General features: G+C 56.3%; 20 protein-coding genes. 16 read left to right on the top strand and 4 right to left on the bottom strand.

The features are described 5' to 3' along the window. Positions 1-134 precede the first annotated feature (134 nt). The 10 genes from VAE57_RS13720 (at position 135) to VAE57_RS13675 (ending at position 11,653) form a co-directional block, all read left to right on the top strand. On the top strand, positions 135-2,600 hold the full coding sequence (locus tag VAE57_RS13720) for a PAS domain S-box protein (RefSeq protein WP_322822436.1): 2,466 nt from the start codon (positions 135-137) through the stop codon (positions 2,598-2,600). Positions 2,601-2,642: 42 nt separating this feature from the next. After that, positions 2,643-3,890 carry a M24 family metallopeptidase gene (locus VAE57_RS13715; RefSeq protein WP_322822435.1) on the top strand — a complete coding sequence of 416 codons (1,248 nt, stop codon included), beginning with the start codon at positions 2,643-2,645 and terminating at the stop codon, positions 3,888-3,890. A gap of 74 nt (positions 3,891-3,964) precedes the next feature. Then, entirely contained in the window at positions 3,965-5,341 is a 1,377-nt protein-coding gene (locus tag VAE57_RS13710) for an MFS transporter (RefSeq protein ID WP_322822434.1), read from the top strand. Between the two features lie 61 nt (positions 5,342-5,402). Next, positions 5,403-6,548 carry a glycosyltransferase gene (locus VAE57_RS13705; RefSeq protein ID WP_322822433.1) on the top strand — a complete coding sequence of 382 codons (1,146 nt, stop codon included), beginning with the start codon at positions 5,403-5,405 and terminating at the stop codon, positions 6,546-6,548. Between the two features lie 98 nt (positions 6,549-6,646). Beyond that, complete coding sequence (locus VAE57_RS13700; RefSeq protein WP_322822432.1) at positions 6,647-7,279, top strand: lipopolysaccharide biosynthesis protein; 633 nt, start codon at positions 6,647-6,649, stop codon at positions 7,277-7,279. After that, positions 7,258-7,911 carry a YveK family protein gene (locus tag VAE57_RS13695; RefSeq protein WP_012256017.1) on the top strand — a complete coding sequence of 218 codons (654 nt, stop codon included), beginning with the start codon at positions 7,258-7,260 and terminating at the stop codon, positions 7,909-7,911. The genes VAE57_RS13700 and VAE57_RS13695 overlap by 22 nt, the downstream gene beginning before the upstream one ends. A gap of 74 nt (positions 7,912-7,985) precedes the next feature. Further along, positions 7,986-8,630, top strand: coding sequence for a CpsD/CapB family tyrosine-protein kinase (locus VAE57_RS13690; RefSeq protein WP_322822431.1), 645 nt, complete (start codon positions 7,986-7,988; stop codon positions 8,628-8,630). Between the two features lie 63 nt (positions 8,631-8,693). Continuing rightward, entirely contained in the window at positions 8,694-9,380 is a 687-nt protein-coding gene (locus tag VAE57_RS13685; protein WP_322822430.1) for a response regulator transcription factor, read from the top strand. Positions 9,381-9,416: 36 nt separating this feature from the next. After that, positions 9,417-10,463, top strand: coding sequence for a sensor histidine kinase (locus VAE57_RS13680; protein WP_322822429.1), 1,047 nt, complete (start codon positions 9,417-9,419; stop codon positions 10,461-10,463). A gap of 656 nt (positions 10,464-11,119) precedes the next feature. Continuing rightward, a complete protein-coding gene (locus VAE57_RS13675) occupies positions 11,120-11,653 on the top strand; it encodes a hypothetical protein (protein ID WP_322822428.1) in 534 nt (177 codons plus the stop codon). A 582-nt stretch (positions 11,654-12,235) separates the two neighbouring features. On the opposite strand, the gene VAE57_RS13670 is transcribed toward VAE57_RS13675, so the two are convergent. From VAE57_RS13670 to VAE57_RS13655, 4 genes are read right to left on the bottom strand one after another with little or no spacing between them, the layout of a single operon-like run. Then, positions 12,236-14,533 carry a penicillin-binding transpeptidase domain-containing protein gene (locus tag VAE57_RS13670; RefSeq protein ID WP_322822427.1) on the bottom strand — a complete coding sequence of 766 codons (2,298 nt, stop codon included), beginning with the start codon at positions 14,531-14,533 and terminating at the stop codon, positions 12,236-12,238. 45 nt (positions 14,534-14,578) lie between these two features. Next, positions 14,579-15,118: a rod shape-determining protein MreD gene (locus tag VAE57_RS13665; RefSeq protein WP_322822426.1), complete on the bottom strand. Its 540-nt coding sequence runs from the start codon at positions 15,116-15,118 to the stop codon at positions 14,579-14,581. Continuing rightward, positions 15,091-15,999, bottom strand: a complete 909-nt coding sequence (gene mreC / locus VAE57_RS13660; protein ID WP_322822425.1) for a rod shape-determining protein MreC — start codon at positions 15,997-15,999, stop codon at positions 15,091-15,093. Before mreC ends, VAE57_RS13665 begins: the two co-directional genes overlap by 28 nt. A 3-nt stretch (positions 16,000-16,002) precedes the next feature. Beyond that, complete coding sequence (locus VAE57_RS13655; RefSeq protein WP_322822424.1) at positions 16,003-17,082, bottom strand: rod shape-determining protein; 1,080 nt, start codon at positions 17,080-17,082, stop codon at positions 16,003-16,005. 360 nt (positions 17,083-17,442) lie between these two features. Between VAE57_RS13655 and VAE57_RS13650 the strand changes: the two genes are divergently transcribed. The 6 genes from VAE57_RS13650 to jag all read left to right on the top strand — a co-directional run bounded on the left by VAE57_RS13650 (position 17,443) and on the right by jag (position 23,600). After that, positions 17,443-19,536, top strand: a complete 2,094-nt coding sequence (locus tag VAE57_RS13650; protein ID WP_322822423.1) for a putative cobaltochelatase — start codon at positions 17,443-17,445, stop codon at positions 19,534-19,536. Between the two features lie 89 nt (positions 19,537-19,625). Then, complete coding sequence (locus VAE57_RS13645; RefSeq protein WP_322822422.1) at positions 19,626-21,143, top strand: S1 RNA-binding domain-containing protein; 1,518 nt, start codon at positions 19,626-19,628, stop codon at positions 21,141-21,143. A 133-nt stretch (positions 21,144-21,276) separates the two neighbouring features. Continuing rightward, a complete protein-coding gene (rpmH, locus tag VAE57_RS13640; RefSeq protein ID WP_012256029.1) occupies positions 21,277-21,450 on the top strand; it encodes a 50S ribosomal protein L34 in 174 nt (57 codons plus the stop codon). Between the two features lie 93 nt (positions 21,451-21,543). Then, a complete protein-coding gene (gene rnpA / locus VAE57_RS13635; RefSeq protein WP_322822421.1) occupies positions 21,544-21,951 on the top strand; it encodes a ribonuclease P protein component in 408 nt (135 codons plus the stop codon). Next, positions 21,948-22,892 carry a YidC/Oxa1 family membrane protein insertase gene (locus VAE57_RS13630; RefSeq protein ID WP_322822420.1) on the top strand — a complete coding sequence of 315 codons (945 nt, stop codon included), beginning with the start codon at positions 21,948-21,950 and terminating at the stop codon, positions 22,890-22,892. The genes rnpA and VAE57_RS13630 overlap by 4 nt, the downstream gene beginning before the upstream one ends. A gap of 39 nt (positions 22,893-22,931) precedes the next feature. After that, positions 22,932-23,600 carry an RNA-binding cell elongation regulator Jag/EloR gene (jag, locus tag VAE57_RS13625; RefSeq protein WP_322822419.1) on the top strand — a complete coding sequence of 223 codons (669 nt, stop codon included), beginning with the start codon at positions 22,932-22,934 and terminating at the stop codon, positions 23,598-23,600. Positions 23,601-23,917: the final 317 nt, after the last annotated feature.

Raw genomic sequence — 23,917 nt, 5'->3', positions numbered from 1 at the left:
ACACGGCAGTAGAGGCAATACCTGCACGTATTGCCTCCTGCCGCCATATCAATGATTATCGAGCAGTAAAGGTAGCTACCAATCCGGCCAGATAAGCGGTTGGGTAACAACGCAATGCTCTGAAGGAGACGAACATGGACATACACGAGCGATTGCGATCTCTCGAACGCGAAAATGCTCTCTTACGCCAGCAACTCTCGATTTTGAGAGCACAGATTGCCGCCAATCTGGCCAAAAACCAGTTGCCATTCGATACGCTTTTTCACCAGCTACCGATCCCCATGGTGCTCTTTTCGCTCGACGGACTGGCAGTAGCGATGAATCAGGCCAACGCGCAACTGGTTGCCACACCCATCGATCAGGTTGTCGGTGTTTACAACATCTACAACGATCCAGCCGCGCAAAAGCACGGCTTCGTCGCCGCATTTGAATCAGCACGACGGGGACAGATTACCACTATGCCACCAACGCCATACAACACCGCCGAAGCCAGACTTGAGGGTCGGGTTGTTGATCAACAGTTTTGGTCTGAAACAACCTACTTTCCGGTCTACGATGTTGCTAATCGCCTGATACTGATTGGCGAGATCAATCGCGATGTCACCGATTGGGTACGGGTGCGTGAGGAAGAGCATCGCCTCGCCATCGCCCTTCGTGATCGTGAACGTCGCTTCACAACTCTGTTTGATCAGTTGAGTCTGGGTATCGTCGTTATCGAAGAGAGTGGGCGTATTCTCGATTGCAACCGTGCGATTACTGCTATTCTAGGGGTTGACCGAGATGAATTGATCGGTGAGATGATCTTACACCGCACCCACCCTGACGACCGTGAACGTGATCTGGAACTGTGGATCAAACTACTCAACGGCGAACTTGACAGCTACACGATAGAGAAACGCTACTTCCACAAAGATGGCCACATTGTGTACGCCCACATGACCTGCCTGGCGGTACGGGATGAGAATGGCAAGATTACGTTTCTGGTTCGCCTGATTGAAGACGTTTCTGCCCAACGCGTCGCAGAAGCTACCATCGAAACCGGACGCCGCCTCTTGCAAGACATCATCGATCAGATACCAGCCCTCATCTTTGTCAAAGACGCCGCAGGGCGCTACCTGATGGTCAATGAGCGTTTAGCCAGTTTCTCTGGCTATCGGCCAGAAGAGATGATCGGCAAATCCGACGATGAACTCTTCGCTCCCGCCCTGGCAGCCTATTATCGCGCTTTCGATCAGGAAGTGATCCGGGAACGCCGCCCCATTCAGCGTGATGATGACCGCTGGACAACCGACGGCTTAACAGCATTTACAACGGTAAAGTTTCCTCTCTTCGACCACGAAGGCAACATCTACGGTGTGGCCGGTATTTCGCTCGATGTGACCGAACAGCGACAGCTCGAACTGGAACGGGAACGGATCGAACAACGTCTACGTGAAGCCCAACGGCTTGAAAGTCTGGGCGTTATGGCCAGCGGTGTTGCGCATGATTTCAATAATCTGCTGGTCAGTGTACTGGGCAATGTATCGCTCGCCTTGAATGAAGTATCCGCCGATCATCCACTCTACGACCTGCTGGTGCAGATTGAGCAGGCGGCCCTGCGTGCCACCGAATTGACCAATCATCTCCTGACGTATACCGGTCGCCACCAGCCTGTCATGCAAGGTGTCGATTTGCGACGAGCGGTAGATGAAATGCAAACCATCCTGCGTAGCCTGGTACCACATCGCATTGAGTTGATTTTCCGCCCTTCAGCAACTCCACTCCCCATTGAAGCCAATATTGCGCAGGTACGTCAGGTATTGATGAATCTGGTGATAAATGGCGCCGAAGCAATTGATGGTGCTGGCATCGTAAGTATTACAACCGAACTCCGCGAGTTGAGTGCTACGGATATGCAGAACATGCAGATCGGTGCCAACCAGCCACCTGGCCGGTATGCGGCATTGATTGTGCAGGACACCGGCCACGGTATGGATGAATTAACCAAAACCCGGATATTCGATCCTTTCTTCAGTACCAAATTTACCGGTCGTGGTCTTGGCCTGGCTGCCGTAAACGGGATTATCCGTGCGCATCGCGCTGCCCTTAAGCTCGACACTGCACTCCACGAAGGCACAACATTTACCATCTTCTGGCCACTCGCCACCGTACCTGATATATCTGATGATCCCCCCTTGCCATCGCCATCGACTGTTACTTCTCAACCAGAGACAACGCCGGGCGACGGGCGAATGGTACTGCTGGTAGACGATGAACCACAGGTCAGACAGGTTGCCCAACGTATGCTTCGTCGCCTTGGTTTTATCGTTCACGAAGCTGAAAACAGTGATACAGCCCTCCAGATCATGCAGGAATACGGATCACAGATTGTCCTGGCCTTGATCGATCTCACCATGCCGGGCATGACCGGTGATGAACTGGCAGCCATGCTGCTCAAACAGTTTCCAACCCTGCGCATCATTTTAATGAGCGGTTTTTCGCAACAGGAATTGCCACCACATTTACGCACGAGCGGACTGGTCTCTTTTCTGGCGAAGCCGTTTACGTTAACCACGTTGACAGCGGCAGTTACAACAGCGTTGTCATCACATGCGGTATAATGGAAGGAAACGATTACCTTTCATGTGTAGACTGTTACTCATATGACAATCACGCCAATCGAACCTTCGCTCCGCCGGCAGGCCGATGTGCAGAACCAGTGGCTGGCCGAACGTCTCATTACGTTGTTGCCCGCCTTGATGGAGCGCACCGGTATTGACCTCTGGATTGTCGTTGCCCGTGAATACAATGAAGACCCGGTTATTATGACCCTGTTGCCGGCGCCGGCAATGAACGCTCGCCGCCGCACGATCCTGATCTTTGCCCGCCGTGCCGATGGTGCCGTTGACCGGCTCACGCTAGATCGCTACGGCTACGGCGATCTCTACCAGCAGGTATGGAACCCTGATACTGAGTCGCAAGACGACTGTCTGGCCCGGATTGTCGGTGAGTACGATCCGCAACGCATCGGTATCAACACCTCAGCTACCTTCGCCTTCGCCGATGGCCTTTCCCACCGCGAGTACGAACGCTTGCTGGCGGCACTCGGCCAACTCGCTGCCCGCTGTGTCAGCGCGGAGCCACTGGTCATCGGCTGGCTCGAACGACGTATCCCAGCGGAACTGGCTGTGTATGCAGAACTAGTTGCGCTTGGGCATCGGTTGATCGCTACCGCCTTCTCCCGTACCGTCATCACGCCCGGTATCACGACCACCGACGATGTCGTCTGGTGGCTACGGCAGACGATGCACGAGGCCGGTTTACGGGCATGGTTTCAGCCTACGGTCAGTATCCAGGCGCGTGGTATGCCGTTCAATACACCCGCGACGCGCAATCGTATCTGGCCCGGCGACCTGCTTCATTGCGATGTCGGTTTTTGTCATCTCGGTCTGTGTACCGATCAGCAACAGCACGCTTACGTTCTCGCCCGTGGTGAAACCGCACCCCCGCCCGGCCTGATCGCTGCCCTGGCACAGGCCAACCACGTACAAGATATTGTCATGGCCGAAATGCAGGTTGGACGCACCGGTAATCAGGTGCTGGCAGCCGCCCGTGAGCGGGCTATCAACGCAGGATTACAGCCGTCGATCTATTCGCATCCCCTCGGCTTTCACGGTCATGCGGCTGGCCCAACAATTGGCCTCTGGGACAGGCAAGATGGCGTTGCCGGTGCCGGTGATTACCCGCTCTACGACGAAACGGTTTACGCGATTGAGCTGAATAATGTGGCAATCGTGCCTGAGTGGGACGATCAGCCGGTACGTATCGCCCTGGAAGAAGACGCTGTGTTAACCGATGGTCGCATGGAGTGGCTGCACGGTCGGCAAACTCAATTACACGTGATCGAGTAACCTGACGCCGCCCGCTTAACCGGCAATTGCATGATCAGATCATAACAGCATTGACCAGCACAAAAGGAGGTCTCATGGCTTCAGTGGCTGTGCCTGAAACTGATACCCGCCGTGCCATTATGACGGTGCTGTTTGTAGGCGTCTTTATGTCCGCTCTCGACTCGGCGATTATCGGGCCGATAGTACCGGCGTTGCGCGCAGCATTCGCAATTGACAATACCCAGGTTGTGCTGGTCACCATCATTTTCACGCTCTGCTCACTCAGTAGCACGACGTTGATGGCGAGTCTGAGTGACCGCTACGGACGCCGCAATGTCTATCTGTTGAATGTGTTTGGCTTTGCCCTTGGCTCTCTGATCATCGCCCTCTCCCACGACCTGACGATGGTGCTGATTGGGCGGGCATTGCAGGGTGTCTGTGCCGGTGGAATTACGCCCACGGCCAGTGCTGTAATCGGTGACGTGTTACCGTCGGCGGAACGGGCGAAGGCGCTGGGTTTGATCGGCGCCACGTCGGGCATGGCCTTCCTGGTCGGCCCGGTGCTGGCGTCGCTCATCCTGGCGGTGGCCGCCTGGCAATGGATCTTTCTGCTCAATCTACCGGTCGCGGCTGCGGTTATTTTTTTAGGCTGGCGTGCGCTACCCCGTGCGACTGCCGTGCACCGGGCAACTGCCGCCACTGCCTTTGACTGGCCGGGACTGGTATTGCTGGTGCTGATTCTGGTCAGCATCACCCTGGGAATTAACCAGCTTCTTGATCGCTTGCTGGGTTTGACGCTCTGGCCGTGGCTCTTCCTGCTGGTTGCTCTACTCACCCCACTGCTGGCATGGCGTGAGGTACGCGCCCCGGTTCCGTTGCTGCCACCGCGTCTGTTTACCAATCGCCAGTTGCAGATCGTCTACCTGCTGGCTGCCGGTTCCGGGATTGCAATGGGCAGCATTATCTTTATCACCTCGGTAGCGGTCAACTTTGGCGTACCAATCAGTCAAGCCGGCTTCTTCTTGCTGCCGCTGGTCTTTCTGGCGTCTGTAACGTCGATCATCGCCGGACGCCTCCTGCCACGGATCGGCGGTCGCATGGCGATGCTGATCGGTTACGGTCAACTGATGATCGGGACGGGGTTGCTTGGCCTGCCCACCGCCCCCTTCTGGCTCTTTATTCTGGCAACGCTGATTATGGGGAGCGGCCTGGGCATCGTGGTCGGTGGCACCCTGCGCACTCTGGTGCTCGAAGAGGTTGCCGCCGGTGATCGCGGCGTAGCCCAGAGCGTCATTAACATCGCGATTAGCATCGGTACCCTGATCGCCGTTGCCCTGATGGCCAGTATCGCCGACGCCTTTGATCTCTCTACTGCATACCTAGCCTGCACCGGCGCCATGGCGTTGATGACCGCCATCAGTCTGGCCCTGCGCCGTCAATTCAGTCCACCATCCACACCCAATGCATCATAACTACCAACTTGTGCTATCCTATCCGGCAACGGCAATTGGCCGGGTAGGATAGGTATTGACCATGCGGGTCGCTCTTGTTCACGACTATCTCAATCAGTACGGTGGCGCCGAGCGCGTGCTCGAGGCGCTCCACGATCTTTTTCCAACGGCGCCGGTCTATACCTCGATCTTTGATCCAACCACCATGCCGGCTGCGTATCGAACCTGGGATATTCGCACCTCGTTCATGCAACAACTACCGGCCTGGCGAACCCAGTTTCGCCGTTACGTTGCCCTCTACCCAACCGCCTTTGAACGGTTTGATCTGAGCGGCTACGATCTCATTATCAGCAGTTCGAGCGCTTTTGCCAAAGGGATTATTCCGCGTCCGGGTGCGTTGCACATTTGCTATTGCCACACCCCGATGCGCTTCGCCTGGCGCACCGATGACTACGTGGCCCGTGAACAGATTAACGGTATCCAGGCCCACCTGCTGCCATTCCTGTTGAATTATCTCCGCATCTGGGACACGGTGAGCGCTAATCGGGTTGATCTGTTCGTGGCCAACTCGCACGAGGTTGCCGGACGAATCGCCCGTTACTATCGCCGTCCGGCAAAGGTTATTCCGCCCCCGGTCGATCTACCGCCGTATGAGCCGCAGCCACCTGAAGAGTTTTACCTCGCCGGTGGCCGGTTAATCCCGTACAAACGGCTAGAACTGGCGATTGAAGCATTTAATCGTTTACGGTTGCCGCTGAAAATCTTCGGTGATGGCCGCGACCGCGCCCGGCTTGAGCGGATGGCCGGCCCGAACATTGAATTTTTGGGGTGGGTCGATGAAGCCACCCGCCTCGATCTGTTCGCCCGCTGCCGTGCCTTCATCTTCCCCGGCGAAGAAGATTTTGGCATTACACCACTCGAAGTGCTGGCTGTAGGCCGCCCGGTCATTGCCTACGCAGCCGGTGGTGCGCTGGAAACTCTGATCGAGGGTGTCACCGGTCGCTTTTTCTATCAGCCCACCGCCGCCGCTTTGGCCGCTGCCGTCGCCCTCTCACGGACTGATACGATTGACCCGCTAGTACTCCGTCGCCACGCCGAACAGTTTAGCCGCGAGCGTTTTCTCAACACCTTCCGCAACTTTGTCACCGAAGCATTGACGGCACAGCGCGAAGGGCAGCTCTTCGAGTTTGAACAGTGCATGACCGGCCAACGCTTACTGTCCGTCTGAGCGATTATTTTTATGTCTACTAAACCACGTCATCTCGCACGACGCGGCAAAGTATAGTAAGATGGTGACGATAACAACGATGGGACTATTGCACGACTATGGAATTGACAACCCTTCTTCGCATTGTGCGCCGTTTCTGGCTGTTAATGCTCGTACCGGCGCTGCTCGCCGGTGGGCTAAGCCTTTGGCTAGACCTGCAACAGCCTCCCCGCTACACGGCCACTGCCCGGCTCTTGATTACCTATCCAGCGACAACAGCAACCGACTCGGCAGAGATCTGGCAGATAACCGAATATATCATTGACGATATGCCACAGGTGGTGAGCAGTGCCAGTTTTGCGGCAAAGGTTAGCCCACTGTTGGCAACACGTAACATCAATCTCACGCTGGCCGAGATTCAGCAAGGTTTGCGAATAAATCCGCTGCACCGTGCCGTTGACATCTCCGGCGAAGCATCGTCACCGGCGGCGGCACAGGCATTAGTCGAAGCGGCGATTACCGTGTTGCAAACCGAAGGTCTGGCATTCTGGGGTCGCACCGACACCCAACTGAGCGTGGTTGTTCTTGATGGCGTCGGCACTCCCCAACCGGCCACGTCACTGCGCTCAGTCGTATTTGACGCTGCCTTGCGCACGGCGCTTGGACTGATCGCCGGGTTCGCGCTGGCAGTTGCTGCTACTGTGCTCTACGAACGCAGGGAGAATCGATTATGGAAATCCGCGACTATGTAAATGTCCTGGTAAAACGCTGGTGGGTGATCGTGCTCACCGCTATCGCCGCGGTGGGCAGTGCCTATGTGATCAGCAAGCTACTCCCGCAAACCTATCGCTCGCAGGCGGTCTATCTGGCGCTGGCCAATCAGGCTGACAACGGCCTGAACATTGTGCTGCGTAATTCGATGAACAGCTACCGCGAGCTGGTGATGCAGCCCAGCGTGCTCGACCAGATCAGTCAGCAGATTGGGCTTGACATCAGCGGTGAACGGTTAATGGAAGATGTCAACATTCAACCGCGCCCCGATGAGCAGAAGATCGTGATCGAGGTCGATTTGCCCCGTCTCGATCAATCGCAGGCGCTGGCCGATGCCGTTGGCGAACGGATCGTCGCCGAAGTAAATCGAATTAACGCTACGCTGGAAGGCACCGCTCGCATCAACGTGACCCGAATTCAGCCGGCGCGTCTGGTCGAGATTCGCCCCAACACCCGCATCAATATGCTGGCCGGAGCGATTCTCGGCCTGGTCTTAGGGATCGTCCTGGCCTTCGTGCTCGAATATCTCGACGATACCCTGAAAACATCTGAAGATGTTGAACGTTTTGTTGGGCTGCCCACACTCGGCGCTATTCCGCTTAGCGAACGGTAGCAACTCGTCAGTCCGACCATCTTGTTGCGAGAGTGTAACCCGCGCTATGCATTGGGTTTGAACAGGTAGGAGTCATGATCGTGACCTCGTCGTCTGAGCAGGTGCTGATTACCTTGCGCGAACCGGCCTCTGCCGCTGCGGAAGCATATCGCACCCTTCGTACCAATATTCTCTTTTCGAGTCTTGACAAACCAATTCACACTCTGTTGATCACATCAGCCGAACCGACCCCAGAAAAGAGCCTGACCGCAGCGAATCTGGCCGTTACCATGGCCCAGGCCGAACAGCGCGTGTTGCTGGTCGATTGTGATCTGCGCCAGCCGATGCTGCACACGATCTTTGGGCTAGCCAACGATCAGGGACTGACCAGCGCCATCCTTGACCAGGAAGCACCGCTGGCGATTCAGCCCACTGAGGTGCCGGGACTGAGCCTGCTCCCAAGCGGCCCGCTTCCACCCCGTCCTGCCGATCTCCTCGGGTCACGGCGTATGGAAGGGCTATTACACCGTCTGCGCCAGGCCGCCGACATTGTCATCTTCGACACCCCACCGGTGCAGAACGTTACCGATGCGCTGGTGCTATCTACCCGTGTCGATGGGGTGCTCCTGGTGGTGCAGGCCGGTCGCTCGCGCCGTGATCGCGTGCGCGAGGCCCGTCAGAAACTTGAGAAGGTGAAAGCCAATCTCCTTGGCGTTGTGCTTAGCAATGCTCGCCTGTGAGATGTAGAGCGATAGTAGATAACGTCTCTACTACGTGAACAGCCAGTATCCGTGCGAGGGTGTATGCAGCAGACCATTCTCGTTGTCGATGACGAAGCCAGTATTCGCAATGTCGCTAAAGCCTACCTTGAACACGCCGGGTACCGCGTCTTATGTGCAACGACCGGCTCGGAAGGGTTGCAGATGGCGCTTGATGAGCAGCCTGATTTGATCATTCTCGATCTGATGCTGCCCGGTATGGACGGCATGGAGATCACTGCCCGCCTGCGCGAGCGTTCAGATGTCTACATCCTGATGCTGACTGCACGGAGCGACGAGATGGATCGGGTCGCCGGCTTGCGCGTTGGCGCCGATGACTACCTCACCAAGCCCTTCAGCCCACGCGAACTGGTGGCACGGGTAGAGGCTATTTTACGACGGCAACGCAATAAAACGGCCAAAAGTTCGCTGATGCGCTTTACGCACGTCGAGATTGACCCGGAAGCCCGCGAGGCCCGGGCCAATGGTCAACTGTTGGAGCTAACACCGACTGAATTCGATCTCTTGCTGGCCCTGGCCCGCAACCACAATCGTGTGCTCAGTCGCGAAGACCTGATTGAAAAGGTGTGGGGTAGCGATTTCTTCGGCACCGACCGGGTTGTCGATGTGTATGTCAGTCAGCTTCGGCGCAAGATCGAGGCTATTACCGGCGAAAATGTTATTCGGACGGCACGCGGCGTTGGCTATCGCTTTGTTGATACACCGGCTTAGCTGATGTCAATGCGATAATGGTGAAAGTGGCAAGTCATGCGCTTCTGGCGACAACTACGCTGGCAAATGATCGGTGCTCAAATGCTGGTGGTGGTGGTTGGGGTAGTGACACTCAACCTCACCGCCAATATACTTATCGAACAGAGCATCGCCCCAGACCAGGTTGCCACTGTACGTACCGCGGTCGTGCAAGCCTTAACGGTCGCCGCAGTGGCTGCTACCATTGCCGGTCTTACCACCAGCATTCTGTTGGTTCAGGTCATTCTGCGTTCGCTGCGCAGCATTGCCCGCAGTAGTCGCCGCATTGCTGCCGGACGCTACGATGAACGGGTTACGGTTCCCGCCAGCGACGAACTACGTGCCGTCGCCGAGAGTTTCAACCAGATGGCCGAGGCACTGGAGCAGATTGAACAACGGCGCATCACCATGATTGACAACGTCGCCCACGAGTTGCGCACACCGCTCGCCGGCATTGAAGGCTACCTCGAAGGGTTGATCGACGGCGTACTACCCAACACCGCCGATACGTTCCTCGACATGAAACAGGAAGTACGTCGTCTGCGCCGGCTGGTTGATGATCTTCAGACCCTCTCGCGAGTTGAAGCCGGTCAAATCGCACTCCACTTCACGACCTTCGATGTCAACGACGTCATCCGGCGGGTCGTGGCGCAAATTCAACCACAAGTGCTCGACAGTTGTCTCCAGGTACAGTTTGCCCCTGACCAGCAACTGATCCTGGTTCATGCCGACGCTGACCGTGTCGCCCAAATCCTACTCAACCTGCTAGGCAATGCAGTACGCTACACCCCAGAAGGCGGTTGTATTACTGTGCGTTCCGAACTCAACAACGACAATGTACAGGTCATCGTGGAAGACACCGGGATCGGGATTTCTGCCGAACACCTGCCCTTCATCTTTGAACGCTTCTACCGGGCCGACCCTTCGCGCACCCGTGCCAGTGGTGGCAGTGGGATCGGTCTCACCATTGCCCGCCATCCATTGCCCGCCATCTGGCCTGGGCCATGGGTGGCGACATCAGCGCCGCCAGTGCCGGCATTGGCAAGGGAAGCACCTTCACGCTGACATTGCCGCGAGCAGGGTAGAACTTATCTCTCAAAGCGGTGCGGTCGTGCTACCCGATCATCGCACAGGCATATAAACGTCTGCTAATCACCAAAGACTGCCTGTCCTGCTCACAACCCATTTATGCAAGAGCGTCGCTCCGGTCGTGCCATCACACGCTGGATTGGTTGTCTTGTCCGCTTGTCATGTATGTGTCGCATCGTTTGGAGTGCGGCAGCCATGCTGCCGCAACAGCCGTGCTCACGATCCGGCGTGTGTCACAGCGTTTACCCTGCTGGTCACAGGGATGTGTGTGTTATCGTCACATTCTGGAGTCTGTCAGTAATTGACAACTTCCAGTGTGTCTGAAGCGTCCTGCCATACTGAATATGACGACAACCCCACCTCACGTTGTCCCCCCTCCAACACAATATGGGAAATACCTGGTATACACCAACCTGCGTTGCGTTGTGAGGAAGAGTGTCAGCAGGGTATAATGCCAGAAGAAGCATCAGAACGACTCACTTTTACCCAAAAGCCTCTGTAACTGGCACAGCTTTACCGCTGGAGCAAGTTGTGCAAACGCTATAACCCAAAAACCCGTATGTTCGCATTCCCGCCGTCGTGCTGCCAGAGGTAACGGTTCATCGGATGCATTTCTGGATCGGAGAACCGCTTTGCAACAATTACCAGACTTATCGCGGATATTACACCACATCCGTTGGGCACTGGTTGGTGCAATAGCTCTACGCGCCTACGCTCCAGAGCGTCTTACTCAGGACGTCGATATTATCATTCATGCTCGCGATGAACAGGTAGCACGAGCGGCGTTTACCGCTGCCGGCTATCGCATTGACAACCCCTTGCCCATCAGCAGATTTACGGCACATTCACAGGATGAAACCGGTTACAGTATTGATGTGCTGGCATCGAACGAACCCTGGCTGGACGAAACACTGGCGCAGCCAGTGTACGATTGTGCCGGCTTCCCGGTATTGGCGCGACAATTTCTGATCCTGATGAAGCTCCAGGCAGGTCGGGCACAGGATATTGCAGACATCACCCGTCTGCTGCGTCGCACAGATCACACCGAACGCTCAATTGCCCGTACAACTGTAGCCACATATGCCCCCGATCTGATCGACGACTTCGATGCACTGGTTGTACTGACCGATTTGGAGTTTGGAACGGGATCATCAGCGGCAACGTAGCACTTCTCTGGCAAGGTGGCACCACCCAAGAGAACGCTGGTATAGTTCATCGCTCACGCTTATGCCTGTGGTGCGTGGCCTGGAGTGTAGAAACCATACCCTCGCCCTGGCCGTGATCTACGTCAGGCGTATGTCGCATCGAGCAGTGGCCAATTGAGAGCACAGAAACACGGCATAATCCACTCTGACGTTGCCCTTGAGCACGAATGTGGCAGTCGTCTCCCATACCCGTAACCACTCATCAGCGGCTCACTGATAGCGTTTCAGCACAGGAATGCCCCCTGATACCATATCGTTCAGGTGTGCCTCCAGGCCGTAGGGGCGACGCATGCGTCGCCCCTATCGTCCGGCAGTGCCTCGTTCTGGTGCAATAATAATAGCTGCCCGGTTTGGCCTAACCTCATATTCTGCTAGATTTGATATGATGATGCCCATTTGTGAGCAAGAGGCGGGTATAACCTTATGAACTGATGAGATGAACTGACATTATCAGGTGATGAATCACGCAACAGCTATGAGTCACATCTCTCGTCTATTCTGCTCATCCAGTTACACTGGCACACGTTCAGCATACCGACGAGATCACTCTCCCGGCAACACCGGGCAGATCGCCGGTCGGTTAGCCGGTGGCGTGATCCCAAAATAGGACTGCATGATCTGTGTTACCGCCGGCACGGCAATCGTTGACGAGCCATCGTTCAGGTCACCAACACCCTCAACCAGCACAGCCACCACAATCTCCGGGTTTTCGTAGGGGGTGAACCCGACAAACCAGGCGTGGCTTTGCCGCACCAACCGCCCATCCGCCGTCGTCAAGAGTGGGCCAAACTCCGCCGTTCCGGTTTTGCCGGCAATGCGTAAGCCTGAACAGACTTCACGGGCTGCAATACCCAGACCATTAGTGATCGACGCAAACAGTCCCTCACGGATCGTCGCTAGATGTCGGGGGTCAACCGGCACTTGCCCAATCGGTTCCGGCTGCATCTGCTGAATAAGCTGACCATTTTCATCGACAATTCGATCAACCAGATACGGACGGTACAGAGTACCATCTGTTGCGATAGCCCCCGCTGCTACCGCCAACTGGAGCGGCGTCACTTCCAAATAGCCCTGGCCAATCGCAGTGTTATAGGTATCACCGGTCGTCCATGCTTCGCGTAGAACCTGTGCCTTCCAGGCCTGGGTTGGCACCCGTCCACTGGCTTCACCAACCAGATCAACCCCGGTTGGTCGGCCAAAATTGAACCACGACAGCCCTTCCACCAGTTGGTCGATGCCAAGACCGGTAATCCGTAATGCCCGCTGATCCAGGTTGATCGCCTGATCGTTTCCACCAGCTATACTGGCAAAAAAGACATTTGATGAGAGCCGCAACGCATCACGAACGTTGATCAGGCCATTATCACGATTACGCACTGAGTTGGGCAAAATGAACTCCGCACCACTGCGCTCGATCAACCGCAACAAACCGGGATCACGGAGTTGGGTATCAGCCGTAATGATGCCCTGTTGAAGTGCAACTGCGCCAACAAATTGCTTGACTGTCGAGCCGGGTGGGTACAGACCGGCAATCGCTCGATTGGTGAATGGTGCCAGACGTTGCAATGTCTGCCGGGTCTCGGCATCAGGCGGCGCCAGAAGGGCCTGCAACTCAGCGATCCGCGCCGGGTCGACCCAGATGTTGTTATCGTAGTCGGGGAGACTGACCATTGCCAGAATTCGCCCATCACGTGGATCGAGCGCGACCGCTACGCCGGCGACTATCGGTTCATACGCCCGTTTATGCGCTTCCCGCGCTGCCAACCGTCGCTCTTCGCCAACATTGATCCAGCGCTGGAGAATGCGCTCGACCTCGGCCTGAAACCGGGCATCGATGGTTAAGATCAGATCATGCCCATTAGCCACCGCTCGCAGTGTGGTAACCCCGCTAACCGGACGCTGCAACGCATCGACCAGGAGCGAGTCAATCCCCATCTGGCCACGCAATACCGACTCGTAAGCACCTTCCAGACCATCTTTGCCTATCTGATCACTCGACAAATAGGGCGGTAAACCAACGCTGGTTGGTTCAATCGATTTTGCCATCAGGCCACACGTTGGCGCGTTAGCGGTGATGTCAGTCAATGCCCGCAACCAGGAACTTGCCGGATTAACCGCTACCAGCTCACAGGCATTGATCCGTCCGACATATCCCAGCAGGTGCGATAATGAAGGTATCTCACCACTCAACGGGTAGCGCCGGCGAAAACCTTCGACGACACGGGCACCGGGCAGGTAATTGGCATTTTCGCGTAGTGCCAGTGCCAGTTCCGGTGAAATGTCTTCTTTGATCACAATGGGCTGGTAGCTACGCACATTTGCCTGCACGAGAAGCTGCTCAATCGGGTTGACCAGTATTGCCACATCGCGGTACTTTTGACTCACATCTAGCGCCCGCAGGACATCGGATGGTGCGATAGTCATGGTCACCACATCACTTGCCGTCGGCAAGCTGCCAAATGACCTGAGATCACTGCGCAAGCCGGGTGTGGTGTCAATCGCAGTACCGGGATCAATCACCAGTGTCGCCGGTAATTCGGCAATCTGCGCTAGCCGCGCCAGGGTTAATGCCCGCTGCTCTGGAGCAGCGCTGGCAGAAGGCAGTTGACCGGGAATAACGGCCAGGTTATAAATCGGCACACTTTCGGCCAACAGTACACCACGGGCATCGAATATTTCTCCCCGCCGTGGCTGGTTGGTGAGATAACGACGGGTGGTAACTTCGATGTCGGCACCGAATCGCTGCGTATCGGTCTCAATCAGTTGTAGTTGGGCCAGCCGGGCCACCAGCACTACCACAACCAGTAACAGGATACTTCGCAGAGCAATCAGTCGTGCCATGGCTGTTCATCACTCTTTCCAAGAGATAGGCTGAATAGAACGCCATCATTGATATTCGGTATTGCGCACCAGTCGATGCACTATAGCCACCACCGGCAGAGTTGGAATAAGTGCTAACAACAACGATGGTAGCATCACAATCAACCCATAGGTCTGCCAGTCACTAATGGGCGGCAGTACGATCAGCCAGAGAATTGCCTCATAAATCAACGTACCAAGCGCTACAGCCAGCAGCGGCACGATTGGGCGTTCAACCGCGAATCGCCGTGTTGTCAGCCCAACGACGATAACTGACAGCAGTTGAGCGATCGCATGACTACCAATCGGCAATGCCCCCAGGACATCCAGTGCCAGACCACCGTAAAAAGCCCACCATAGGCTTCGCATCAGTCCACGTACCGGTTCAGCGGTGCTTGATCCAACCAGTGCTCTGGCAATTGCTAACACCAGCAGAACCGGCACCGAAAATCCCGTCGGGCCGGTTAAGAGCGTCACCTGAATCAGTGCGATCACCAGCAGGATCAGCAGCAAACCCAGCTCGCGGGCCAGGCGTTCTTCTAATCGTCTTGGCTGAGAATTACCCACACGTAGCGCACCTGATCCGGATCGACGAATGGCCGAATCTCGCCAATTTGACGTTGACCTTCCTGACGCACCGCTTCCACAACCCCAATCGGTACTGCGGTCGGCGTTGATGCCAGATCGAGCGGAAGATTAAGTGCCCCACTAATACCGGCTGTAACCACGTGATCGCCTTCGTGCATGCTCTTACCGCGATCAATCAACTCTACTTGCATCCGTGATCCTCGCTGCCATTGCCCTTGCATAAGGCCGAGCGGTGCCGTATCGGCTTGCAGCAGACGCACACTCAATTGACTGCTAATATCGGTAATCATCAAAACATCAGCAGTTCGTGGTCCCACCGCTTCCACCACACCGATCAGCGCTGGTGGCCCACCCGGCTGCTGACCGATCACAGCCATCCCAACGCGCACCCCATCGTCTGCGCCACGAGCAATGGTTAAGACCCGCCGTGCTGCATCGGGGGCACGAATCATCACCTCTGCGCCCAAAATAGTCCAGGGGTATGATTGCGTAATCGCGAGTTGCTGACGCAGGAAGATATTCTCAACCCGTGCCTGCTCAAGACGCAACACTTCAGCGGCAAGACGAGTGTTTTCCGCTTCAAGTTCAGCAATTCTGGCCTGCATCGTGGTTACATCACGCGGCGTCGTCCACCATGCTAGCACATCACTGCGGCGCTGGGTTAACCAACCGGCAAGCGGCTGGATCGTCTCTCGTACCATCAGCCGTGCAGGTGTAATGACGCCCTGACGATCAAGGACAATCAGCAGGAAACTGACCAATACCAGGCTCAAGGCCAGCGCAAAGACCCGCCAGTAGCCACGATCACCAGCTACTTCACGCCGCAGTTTCAACGGTCGTTCGTCGAGAAAATCGCGCATGGACTATCTCCGCACCCGCCGCGTCGCTTGGGTACGCATCAGAATATCCTGGTAGACCCTATTGTCGAAGTGTTCGACCATCTTCCCCGCTCCGCGTGCCACGCACGAAAGCGGGTCTTGGGCGATATGAACCGGCATTTTGGTTTCAGCGGCAATTCGTTTGTCCAGGCCGTGTAGTAACGATCCGCCACCGGCCAGCATAATCCCGTGCTCCATAATATCGGCGACAAGTTCGGGAGGCGTCTCTTCCAACGCAGCCCGCACCTCGGCGACAATTGCATTGACCGGTCCGGCAATCCCTTCACGCAACTCAACCGAGCTGACTTCAATAGCCTTCGGCAAACCGGTAAGGAGATCGCGCCCACGGAGCACAACTTTGATCTCTTCATCAAGGGGATACGCCGAACCGGCGGCGATCTTGGCTTTCTCCGCCATGCGCTCGCCGATCAGCAGATTGTATTCCCGGCGGGCAAATTGAATAATTGCCTCGTCGATCTCATCGCCAGCAATGCGGATCGAATGATTGATGACAATGCCACCCAGGGCAATCACGGCAATCTCAGTCGTACCGCCACCGATGTCAACAATCATCGAGCCAATCGGCTCCTCAACCGGCAGCCCGGCACCGATAGCCGCAGCCATCGGCTCTTCGACCACGTAAGCCTCACGAGCCTTTGCATTCAATGCCGCCTCGCGTGCTGCTCGCTTTTCGACTTCGGTCACACCCGACGGCACCCCAACCACAACCCGTGGTCGCGGATCGATCAGGGGTAGGGCAGCATACGTATGGGCTTTCTTGATGAAGTAAGCCAGCATCTGCTCGACCACATCAAAATCGGCGATCACCCCATCCTTGAGCGGGCGTACCGCCACGATATTGGCCGGTGTCTTGCCGACCATCGCCTTGGCTTCGGCACCAACCGCGTGCACCTTCTTCGTGCGGGTGTCAATTGCGACGACCGATGATTCGCTAATCACAATCCCTTTACCCTGCACGTGTACCAGGGTATTGGCAGTGCCCAGATCGATACCAAGGTCACGGCTAAAAGCACCAAAGATCGTATTAAAGGGGTTGAGGCCCACAGATATACTCCACGTATTACCAGGCGGCGAAAACGCTGCCTGAGCCAGACGAATACACTTCTTTATTTACCATCCGGTCGGCCCGGATTACATCGCTTCATTATAGCATACCGCCAAACCTTGTCTTTACATCCCGTCCTTACTTCGCCATCGCGAATACAATAGTTGAACCATTTGACTTTTCGGCGGCTTTGTGACACAATTGCTATGCTGCTTCGTTGCAAGCAAGCGGACGTGTTCGCTGTGAGCATTGCCGTAGGTCAGGTTCGCCCGTCGGATGAAGAACATGCTGCATCTAAAACTGTGCGGCATTGCTGCTATGGCTTCTGGCTCACGCTGAGCTAGAAGATTTTTGTTGTCGTGAATATCACAAATCTTCCGCAACGACCGGTTTATCCTTTCTCCGCCATCGTCGGCCAAGAGCGTTTGAAGCGTGCACTGATCCTCAACGCGATCAATTCACGGATCGGTGGCGTGCTGATCCGCGGCGAGAAAGGAACAGCAAAATCAACTGCTGTACGTGCACTAACCCGCCTGTTACCATCAATTACCGTGGTGGTTGATTGTCCGTACAGTTGCGACCCCGACACCCCAGCCGCCCTGTGCGCCGATTGTCAGGAGCGTTTGCGGCAAGGGCCGCTGCCAACGATGGTTCGTCCGATCCGACTGGTTGAACTACCAGTTTCGGCATCCGAAGATCGAGTCGTTGGTTCGCTTGACCTCGAACACGCGATCACGGAAGGCCAGCGCCGCTTTGAACCAGGACTTCTGGCACAGGTGAATCGTGGCGTCCTTTATGTAGACGAAGTTAATCTACTCGACGATCACCTGGTAGACCTTTTGCTCGACGCTGCTGCGATGGGCATCAATACGGTCGAGCGCGAGGGGGTGAGTGTCTCGCATCCAGCTCGTTTCATCCTGGTTGGCACAATGAACCCGGAAGAGGGAGAGTTACGCCCGCAACTTCTCGACCGGTTTGGGCTGGCGGTAGAAGTCGTCGGTCTCACCGATGTCAACGACCGGATCGCCGTGATCGAGCGCCGTATGGCCTATGAAGCCGATCCGATTGGCTTCATCCAGCAATGGCAGGCTGCCGAAGAGACATTAGCCCAGCGGATCGCGGCTGCCCGTGCGTTGTTGCCCCACGTGCGGATTGATCGTACCGATATGGCAGTGGTCGCCAGCCTGTGCATCGAAATGGGGGTCGATGGTCATCGAGCCGACCTGACCATTCTGGAGACGGCACGCACTCATGCCGCCTGGAGCGGCCGGCGCACACTGGTAGCCGAAGACATTCGTCTCGCCGCCGAGCTGGCGCTGCCACATCGTATGCGCCGCCAACCGTTCGGTGAAGTCAAACTTGATGAGCAACGATTGGCGAGCATTCTCGATCAGTATGGAAAACGAGTGGAAGAGGTGAGTGCACAGGCAGAAGTAAAAAAAAACCCTGACCTCACTGATGTAAGTGATACAACAAACGACGAGGGTGGCAACGAGAGTGGTGGAGGTAGCGCAACAATGCCTCTCGGCGGCACTGGCCAACCTGAAGCATCAGCTCCTGCGGGGGAGCAACAAACTGGTGGGACGCAACATCGTGCTGGCGAAGTCTTTAAGCCGCGTCGTCTGGAAGCAACCCCTGACCGCACGCAACGACGTGCCCCTGGCCGACGTTCGCGCTCGCGCACGACCCGGAAGCAGGGCCGCTATATCACCAGCCGCCGTGCCCCAAAGGTAACCGACCTGGCGCTCGATGCGACATTGCGTGAAGCAGCCATTTACCAGCGCAAGCGGCGTACCGAGTTGTTGCATACCGTTGGTATGCCTCATCGACGCCGACCGAAGATATTGATTAAGCGTACCGACCTGCGCCAAAAGGTGCGGGTGCGCCGGACACGCAATGCGGTCTGTTTTGTGGTAGATGCCAGTTGGAGCATGGCTGCCGAAGAGCGGATGCAGGCAACGAAAGCGGCTGTTCTCTCGCTGCTGCGCGATGCGTATCAACGCCGCGACCAGGTTGGCCTGGTCAGTTTCCAGCGCGACTACGCTCGCGTGCTCCTACCGCTCACCAATAGCGTCGAACTGGCGCAACGGCGCCTGCAATCGATGCCAACCGGTGGCAAGACGCCATTATCACGCGGGATGCTAACTGCGTTCGAGTTGCTTGAGCGGGCACGCCGCCGTGATGCAGAGGTAGTACCGTTGATGGTTCTTTTGACCGATGGACAGGCAAATGTCTCTATCTCCGATCTGCCTCCTCAACAAGAGGCGTATCGGATTGCCGAGATGATTGCTGAACATCAGATTCATGCGATTGTCATCGATACCGAACACCCACACTTTGAACGAGGGCTGTCACGACGACTGGCAGAGTATCTGCGCGGAACATATTACCGGCTGGAAGACCTCCATGATGATGGTCTGGTGCGGGCTGTGCGGCAACAGATGCGATCATAAAGATCGTCGGTAAGCGTCGGGCAATCCTGTCGTCAGACGCTACAAGCATAATCGGTTAACCTGACATTACGCGAGGAGGAAGGTAGGCAATGACGGATCAGGTACGTAGGGAAGAGGTCGCTGCGGGCGAGCTGCCTGACACACCTCACACGGCAGCCAGCGCTCCGGCGGCTGAAGCTGCCGTCGCTGCACATGAACAGGCGGCGGAGGCGGCAGCGCCTACCCCTGAAGAGGAGGCGGTTTTGCCCGCCGCCACAGGGGAGGCTGACGCTTCAGCAACGGCCCCGACCGCAGCGGGTGAGAGCGCCTCAAGCGGCTCTGAGGCAACGGGCGCCAGCTTTACACCGGTCAGCGATGATCAACCACACAAGCCACGACGACTGAAAGACCTGCAGCCCGGTATGGAGCTGGAGGGGAAGGTTACCTCGATTGCGCTCTACGGAGTATTCGTTGATATTGGCGTTGGCCGTGACGGCCTCGTGCATATCTCCGAAATGAGCGACCGCCGTATCGAGACACCTTCAGAGGTGGTTCAGATCGGTGATACGGTGAAAGTGTGGGTCAAGAGCGTTGAGCCAGAAGCACGGCGGATTAGCCTGACGATGCGTGATCCTGCGCGGGCCGAAACCCCGCGGCGGGCGCGTCAGTCTCAGCCACAACAGCAGCAACCGCGCCGGCAAGAGGTTGATCGCGAGAAGCTGGCTGCACTGCGTGTCGGTGATGTGGTCGAAGGAGTGATTACCGGTTTTGCGCCTTTCGGGGCCTTTGCCGATATTGGTGTCGGCAAAGATGGTTTGATCCACGTGAGCGAACTGGCCGAGGGCCGGGTCGAGAAACCAGAGGATGCGGTCAAGGTTGGTGAGCGCTATCAGTTCAAGATTCTTGAGATTGATGGCGAAGCTGCCCGTATCAGCTTGAGTCTGCGGCGAGCACTCCGCACGCAACGCATGCAGCAGCTCGAGACCGGCCAGATACTCGAAGGCACGGTGAGCGGTATCGCACCTTTCGGTGCCTTCGTCGATATTGGGGTTGGCCGCGACGGTCTTGTCCATATCTCGGCGCTTGCCCCTCATCGGGTAGAGAAAGTTGAAGATGTGGTCAAGGTTGGCGACAAGGTCAAGGTGAAGGTGCTCGGCGTTGATCAGCAGAGCAAGCGGATCAGTCTGACCATGCGGCTCGAAGAGGAGCAGCCCGCTCCAGAGAGCGCCACTGAACCAACAGCCGCTCCTGCTGAGCCTGCGTCAGCCCGTGCCAGCCGGAGCAATATGGAGCGTTTTGCCGCCGCGGCCCAGGCCGCTCGTGAGCGCAGCGAGCGCGGTGAGCGCAGCGAACGTGGCGAGCGTAATGAGCGGCGTGACCGTCGAGACCGCCGGCCAGCACAGACAGCGCCTGAAACCTATGTCGTTGGTGAAGACGATGACGAGACCTTTGAGGGTAATGCAACCCTTGAAGATCTGCTGACCAAGTTTGGTGGCTCCAGCAATCGCCGTGACCGCGACCGTCGCCGCCGTGATTACGACGATGAGGACGAAACGGAGCGACCAACCAAGCGGCGTCAGCGTGACGCTATCCGCCGCACGCTTCAGCAGATCGGTCACGACGAATAAGTCTACCTATTGAAAACTTGTGGCCTGCCAGCCTGCGGGTTGGCAGGCAACTATTTGACATCAATCTGCTGTGACGGGTATAATGGCATCAGCTTTTGGCATACTATAGATAACACCTTGAGGAGTACATACAATGCCGAAACGAACCTGGCAACCAAAGCGCATTCCGCGCCGCCGTAAGCACGGCTTCCGGGCGCGTATGGCAACCAAAGATGGGCGAGAAGTTCTTCGCCGCCGGCGCTTGAAGGGGCGCTGGAAATTGACTGTCAGTGATGAGCGGCGAGCTGTGCGCCGCGGCCACCGCTAAGCGCAGAATGGGACGGGTTATCACCAACAGAACCGGGCAGCACGCTGGAGCAGCAGGTCATCTGTGGGCGATAACCCGTTTGTTTTCTTATCCATGCGACGTGCATATCGGCTACGCCGACCCGAACAGTTTCGTCGTGTGCGTCAAGAAGGACGTACATTCACCTCGCCGTGGCTCATTCTTACCGTCGCACCGGCCCGCCGGCGTGCCTTGCGCTGCGGCTTCGTTGTCAGTCGCCGGATCGGCGGCGCCGTGCAACGTAACCGTGCCCGCCGCCGCGTGCGCGAAGCTGTGCGCTTGCTGCTCCCACGACTGACGTCCGGTTACGATATGGTGTTCACCATTCGCACACCAGAGGTGATTGACGCACCATTCACGCAATTACAAGACGATATTACTGCGCTACTGCGGCAAGCTTGTCTCCTGCCGGCACCCACAAATGAAACAGTGTCACCGGTTTCAGATACACCACTTCCACAACACGAACGAGGATCGCAATGAACATTTGGTCGGCATTTGTTGGATTGCTTGAACAACTCTTACTCTTCTTCTCGTCGTTGACCGGCAATATGGCACTGGGCATTGTGCTCTTCACGATTGCCGCCCGTCTCTTCATTCTGCCGCTCACCCTTAGCTCACTCCGCTCAAGTCGCCGGATGCAAGAGGTGCAGCCGATTTTGAAAGAGATTCAGCGCAAATACGGCAAAGACCCGCAACGGCTGCAAGAAGAGACCCTGCGCGTTTACCGCGAGTACAAAATTAACCCAGTGGGTGGATGTCTCCCGCTCTTGTTGCAATTGCCGATCTTCTTCGGCGTTTATCAAGCGGTCTATCACCTGATGGTGCCTGAGCAGCGGGTGAATCTGAGTGTGGCGGCGGCTGAAATGCTGAAAGACGAGCGGCTGGCTCAGATCCTGGCCGCCCCCTTCTTTGGGATGGATCTAGGTGTACCGGCGTTCGGGCCGAATGGTTTTGCCGGTTTTGCGTATCTGATTTTGCCGGTGCTTTCAATTGTTTTACAGTTGATGCAACAATTGATGGCTACACCACGAGTACAGGACCCGCAACAGAAAGCCTTTACGCAGGCAATGTTGATCATGCCGTTTGTCTTCGGCTATATCGCATTTACTTTTCCGACCGGAGCAGTATTATATTGGGTGGTCAGCAGTGTTGTGGGTGTTGTGCAACAGTACTTCACGTCAGGTTGGGGGTCGCTGGCCAATTATCTGCGCTTTCTACCGCCCGACAACCGTCCAACACCGACGTTAGCACTGGCATCAGCATCGACAGGAAGCACGTCTGAAAGCCAACCTGAAACGCCAAAAATTGATTTCTGGTCAGTTATGCGTCCATTGACAGAAGCTGCCGTGGAGGAGAGTGATCCGACGCCCGCGGAACAGCGCCCTTCACGCCCGCACCCCAATCCCCGTCGCCGTCGTTAGCAAGATTTGTAAGACGGTCACTATGACCGAGAGGTGTCTATGAAGCGCATCGAGATCAGCGCACGCACCGTCGCCGAAGCTGTCGAGCTGGCGCTCGCCCAACTGGGCCGTGATCGTGATGAAGTTGCGATTGAAGTGCTGGATCCGGGTGAGAATGGTGATGAAGCATTGGTGCGTGTCACTGTGGTTGAAGACGAGGAAGAGGCGCCATCTGTAGAAAAAGTGAGCGAAATTGCGCAGCGTGTGCTTGAAGATCTGCTTGAGCGCATGGATATTCACGCCTATGTGACGGCGGTTATTTCGCATGCCACCGGTCCAAATGGCGAACCTGAAGCAACGATCACGCTCCATATCGAAGGCGCCGATGAAGAAGCAATGGGTCTTTTGATCGGACGGCGCGGTGAGACTCTCCGCTCTCTACAGTTTTTACTCAACTTGCTGGTGAGCCGCCGCGTGCAGAAATGGCCACAACTGGTGGTTGACGTTGGCAATTACCGCCAGCGCCGCCAGGAGTCGCTGGAAAGCCTGGCCCGGCGGATGGCTGAACGAGTACGACAGACCGGTCGGCCAATTATGCTGGAGCCAATGGCAGCTTACGAACGACGAATTGTTCATCTCGCTCTACGTAACGACAAGACCATTTATACCGAAAGTTCGGGTGAGGGCGAAAATCGTAAGATTGTGATCTATCCGGCCAAGCATTCGTAAAACACGATTGAGGTGAGATCGCCACCGTGACCTGACGTTGCATCAGGTCACGGTGGCTTTATGATGCACGTTTCACACAGAAAACCAATCGGAATGGTGAGCGAATAGATACCGCTTTCGCCCCCTTATATTAACCTGCATGATCATGATATGGTCTGGTTCCGTAGGGGCGGGTTCAGAACCCCCCCCTACGTGGTACACGTATCTGTTCGCATTGCCATGCGAGGGATGCGGCGAACAGAAAGGGGACATCCCGGATCGCACCATGGCATCGTGTGTTTCGGATTTGATATTAGAACCTGTTTCAAAAAAACATC

It is taken from the genome of Chloroflexus sp., from assembly GCF_034434295.1.
Lineage (GTDB): Bacteria > Chloroflexota > Chloroflexia > Chloroflexales > Chloroflexaceae > Chloroflexus.
This window is presented reverse-complemented; position numbering and strand designations above follow the sequence as displayed.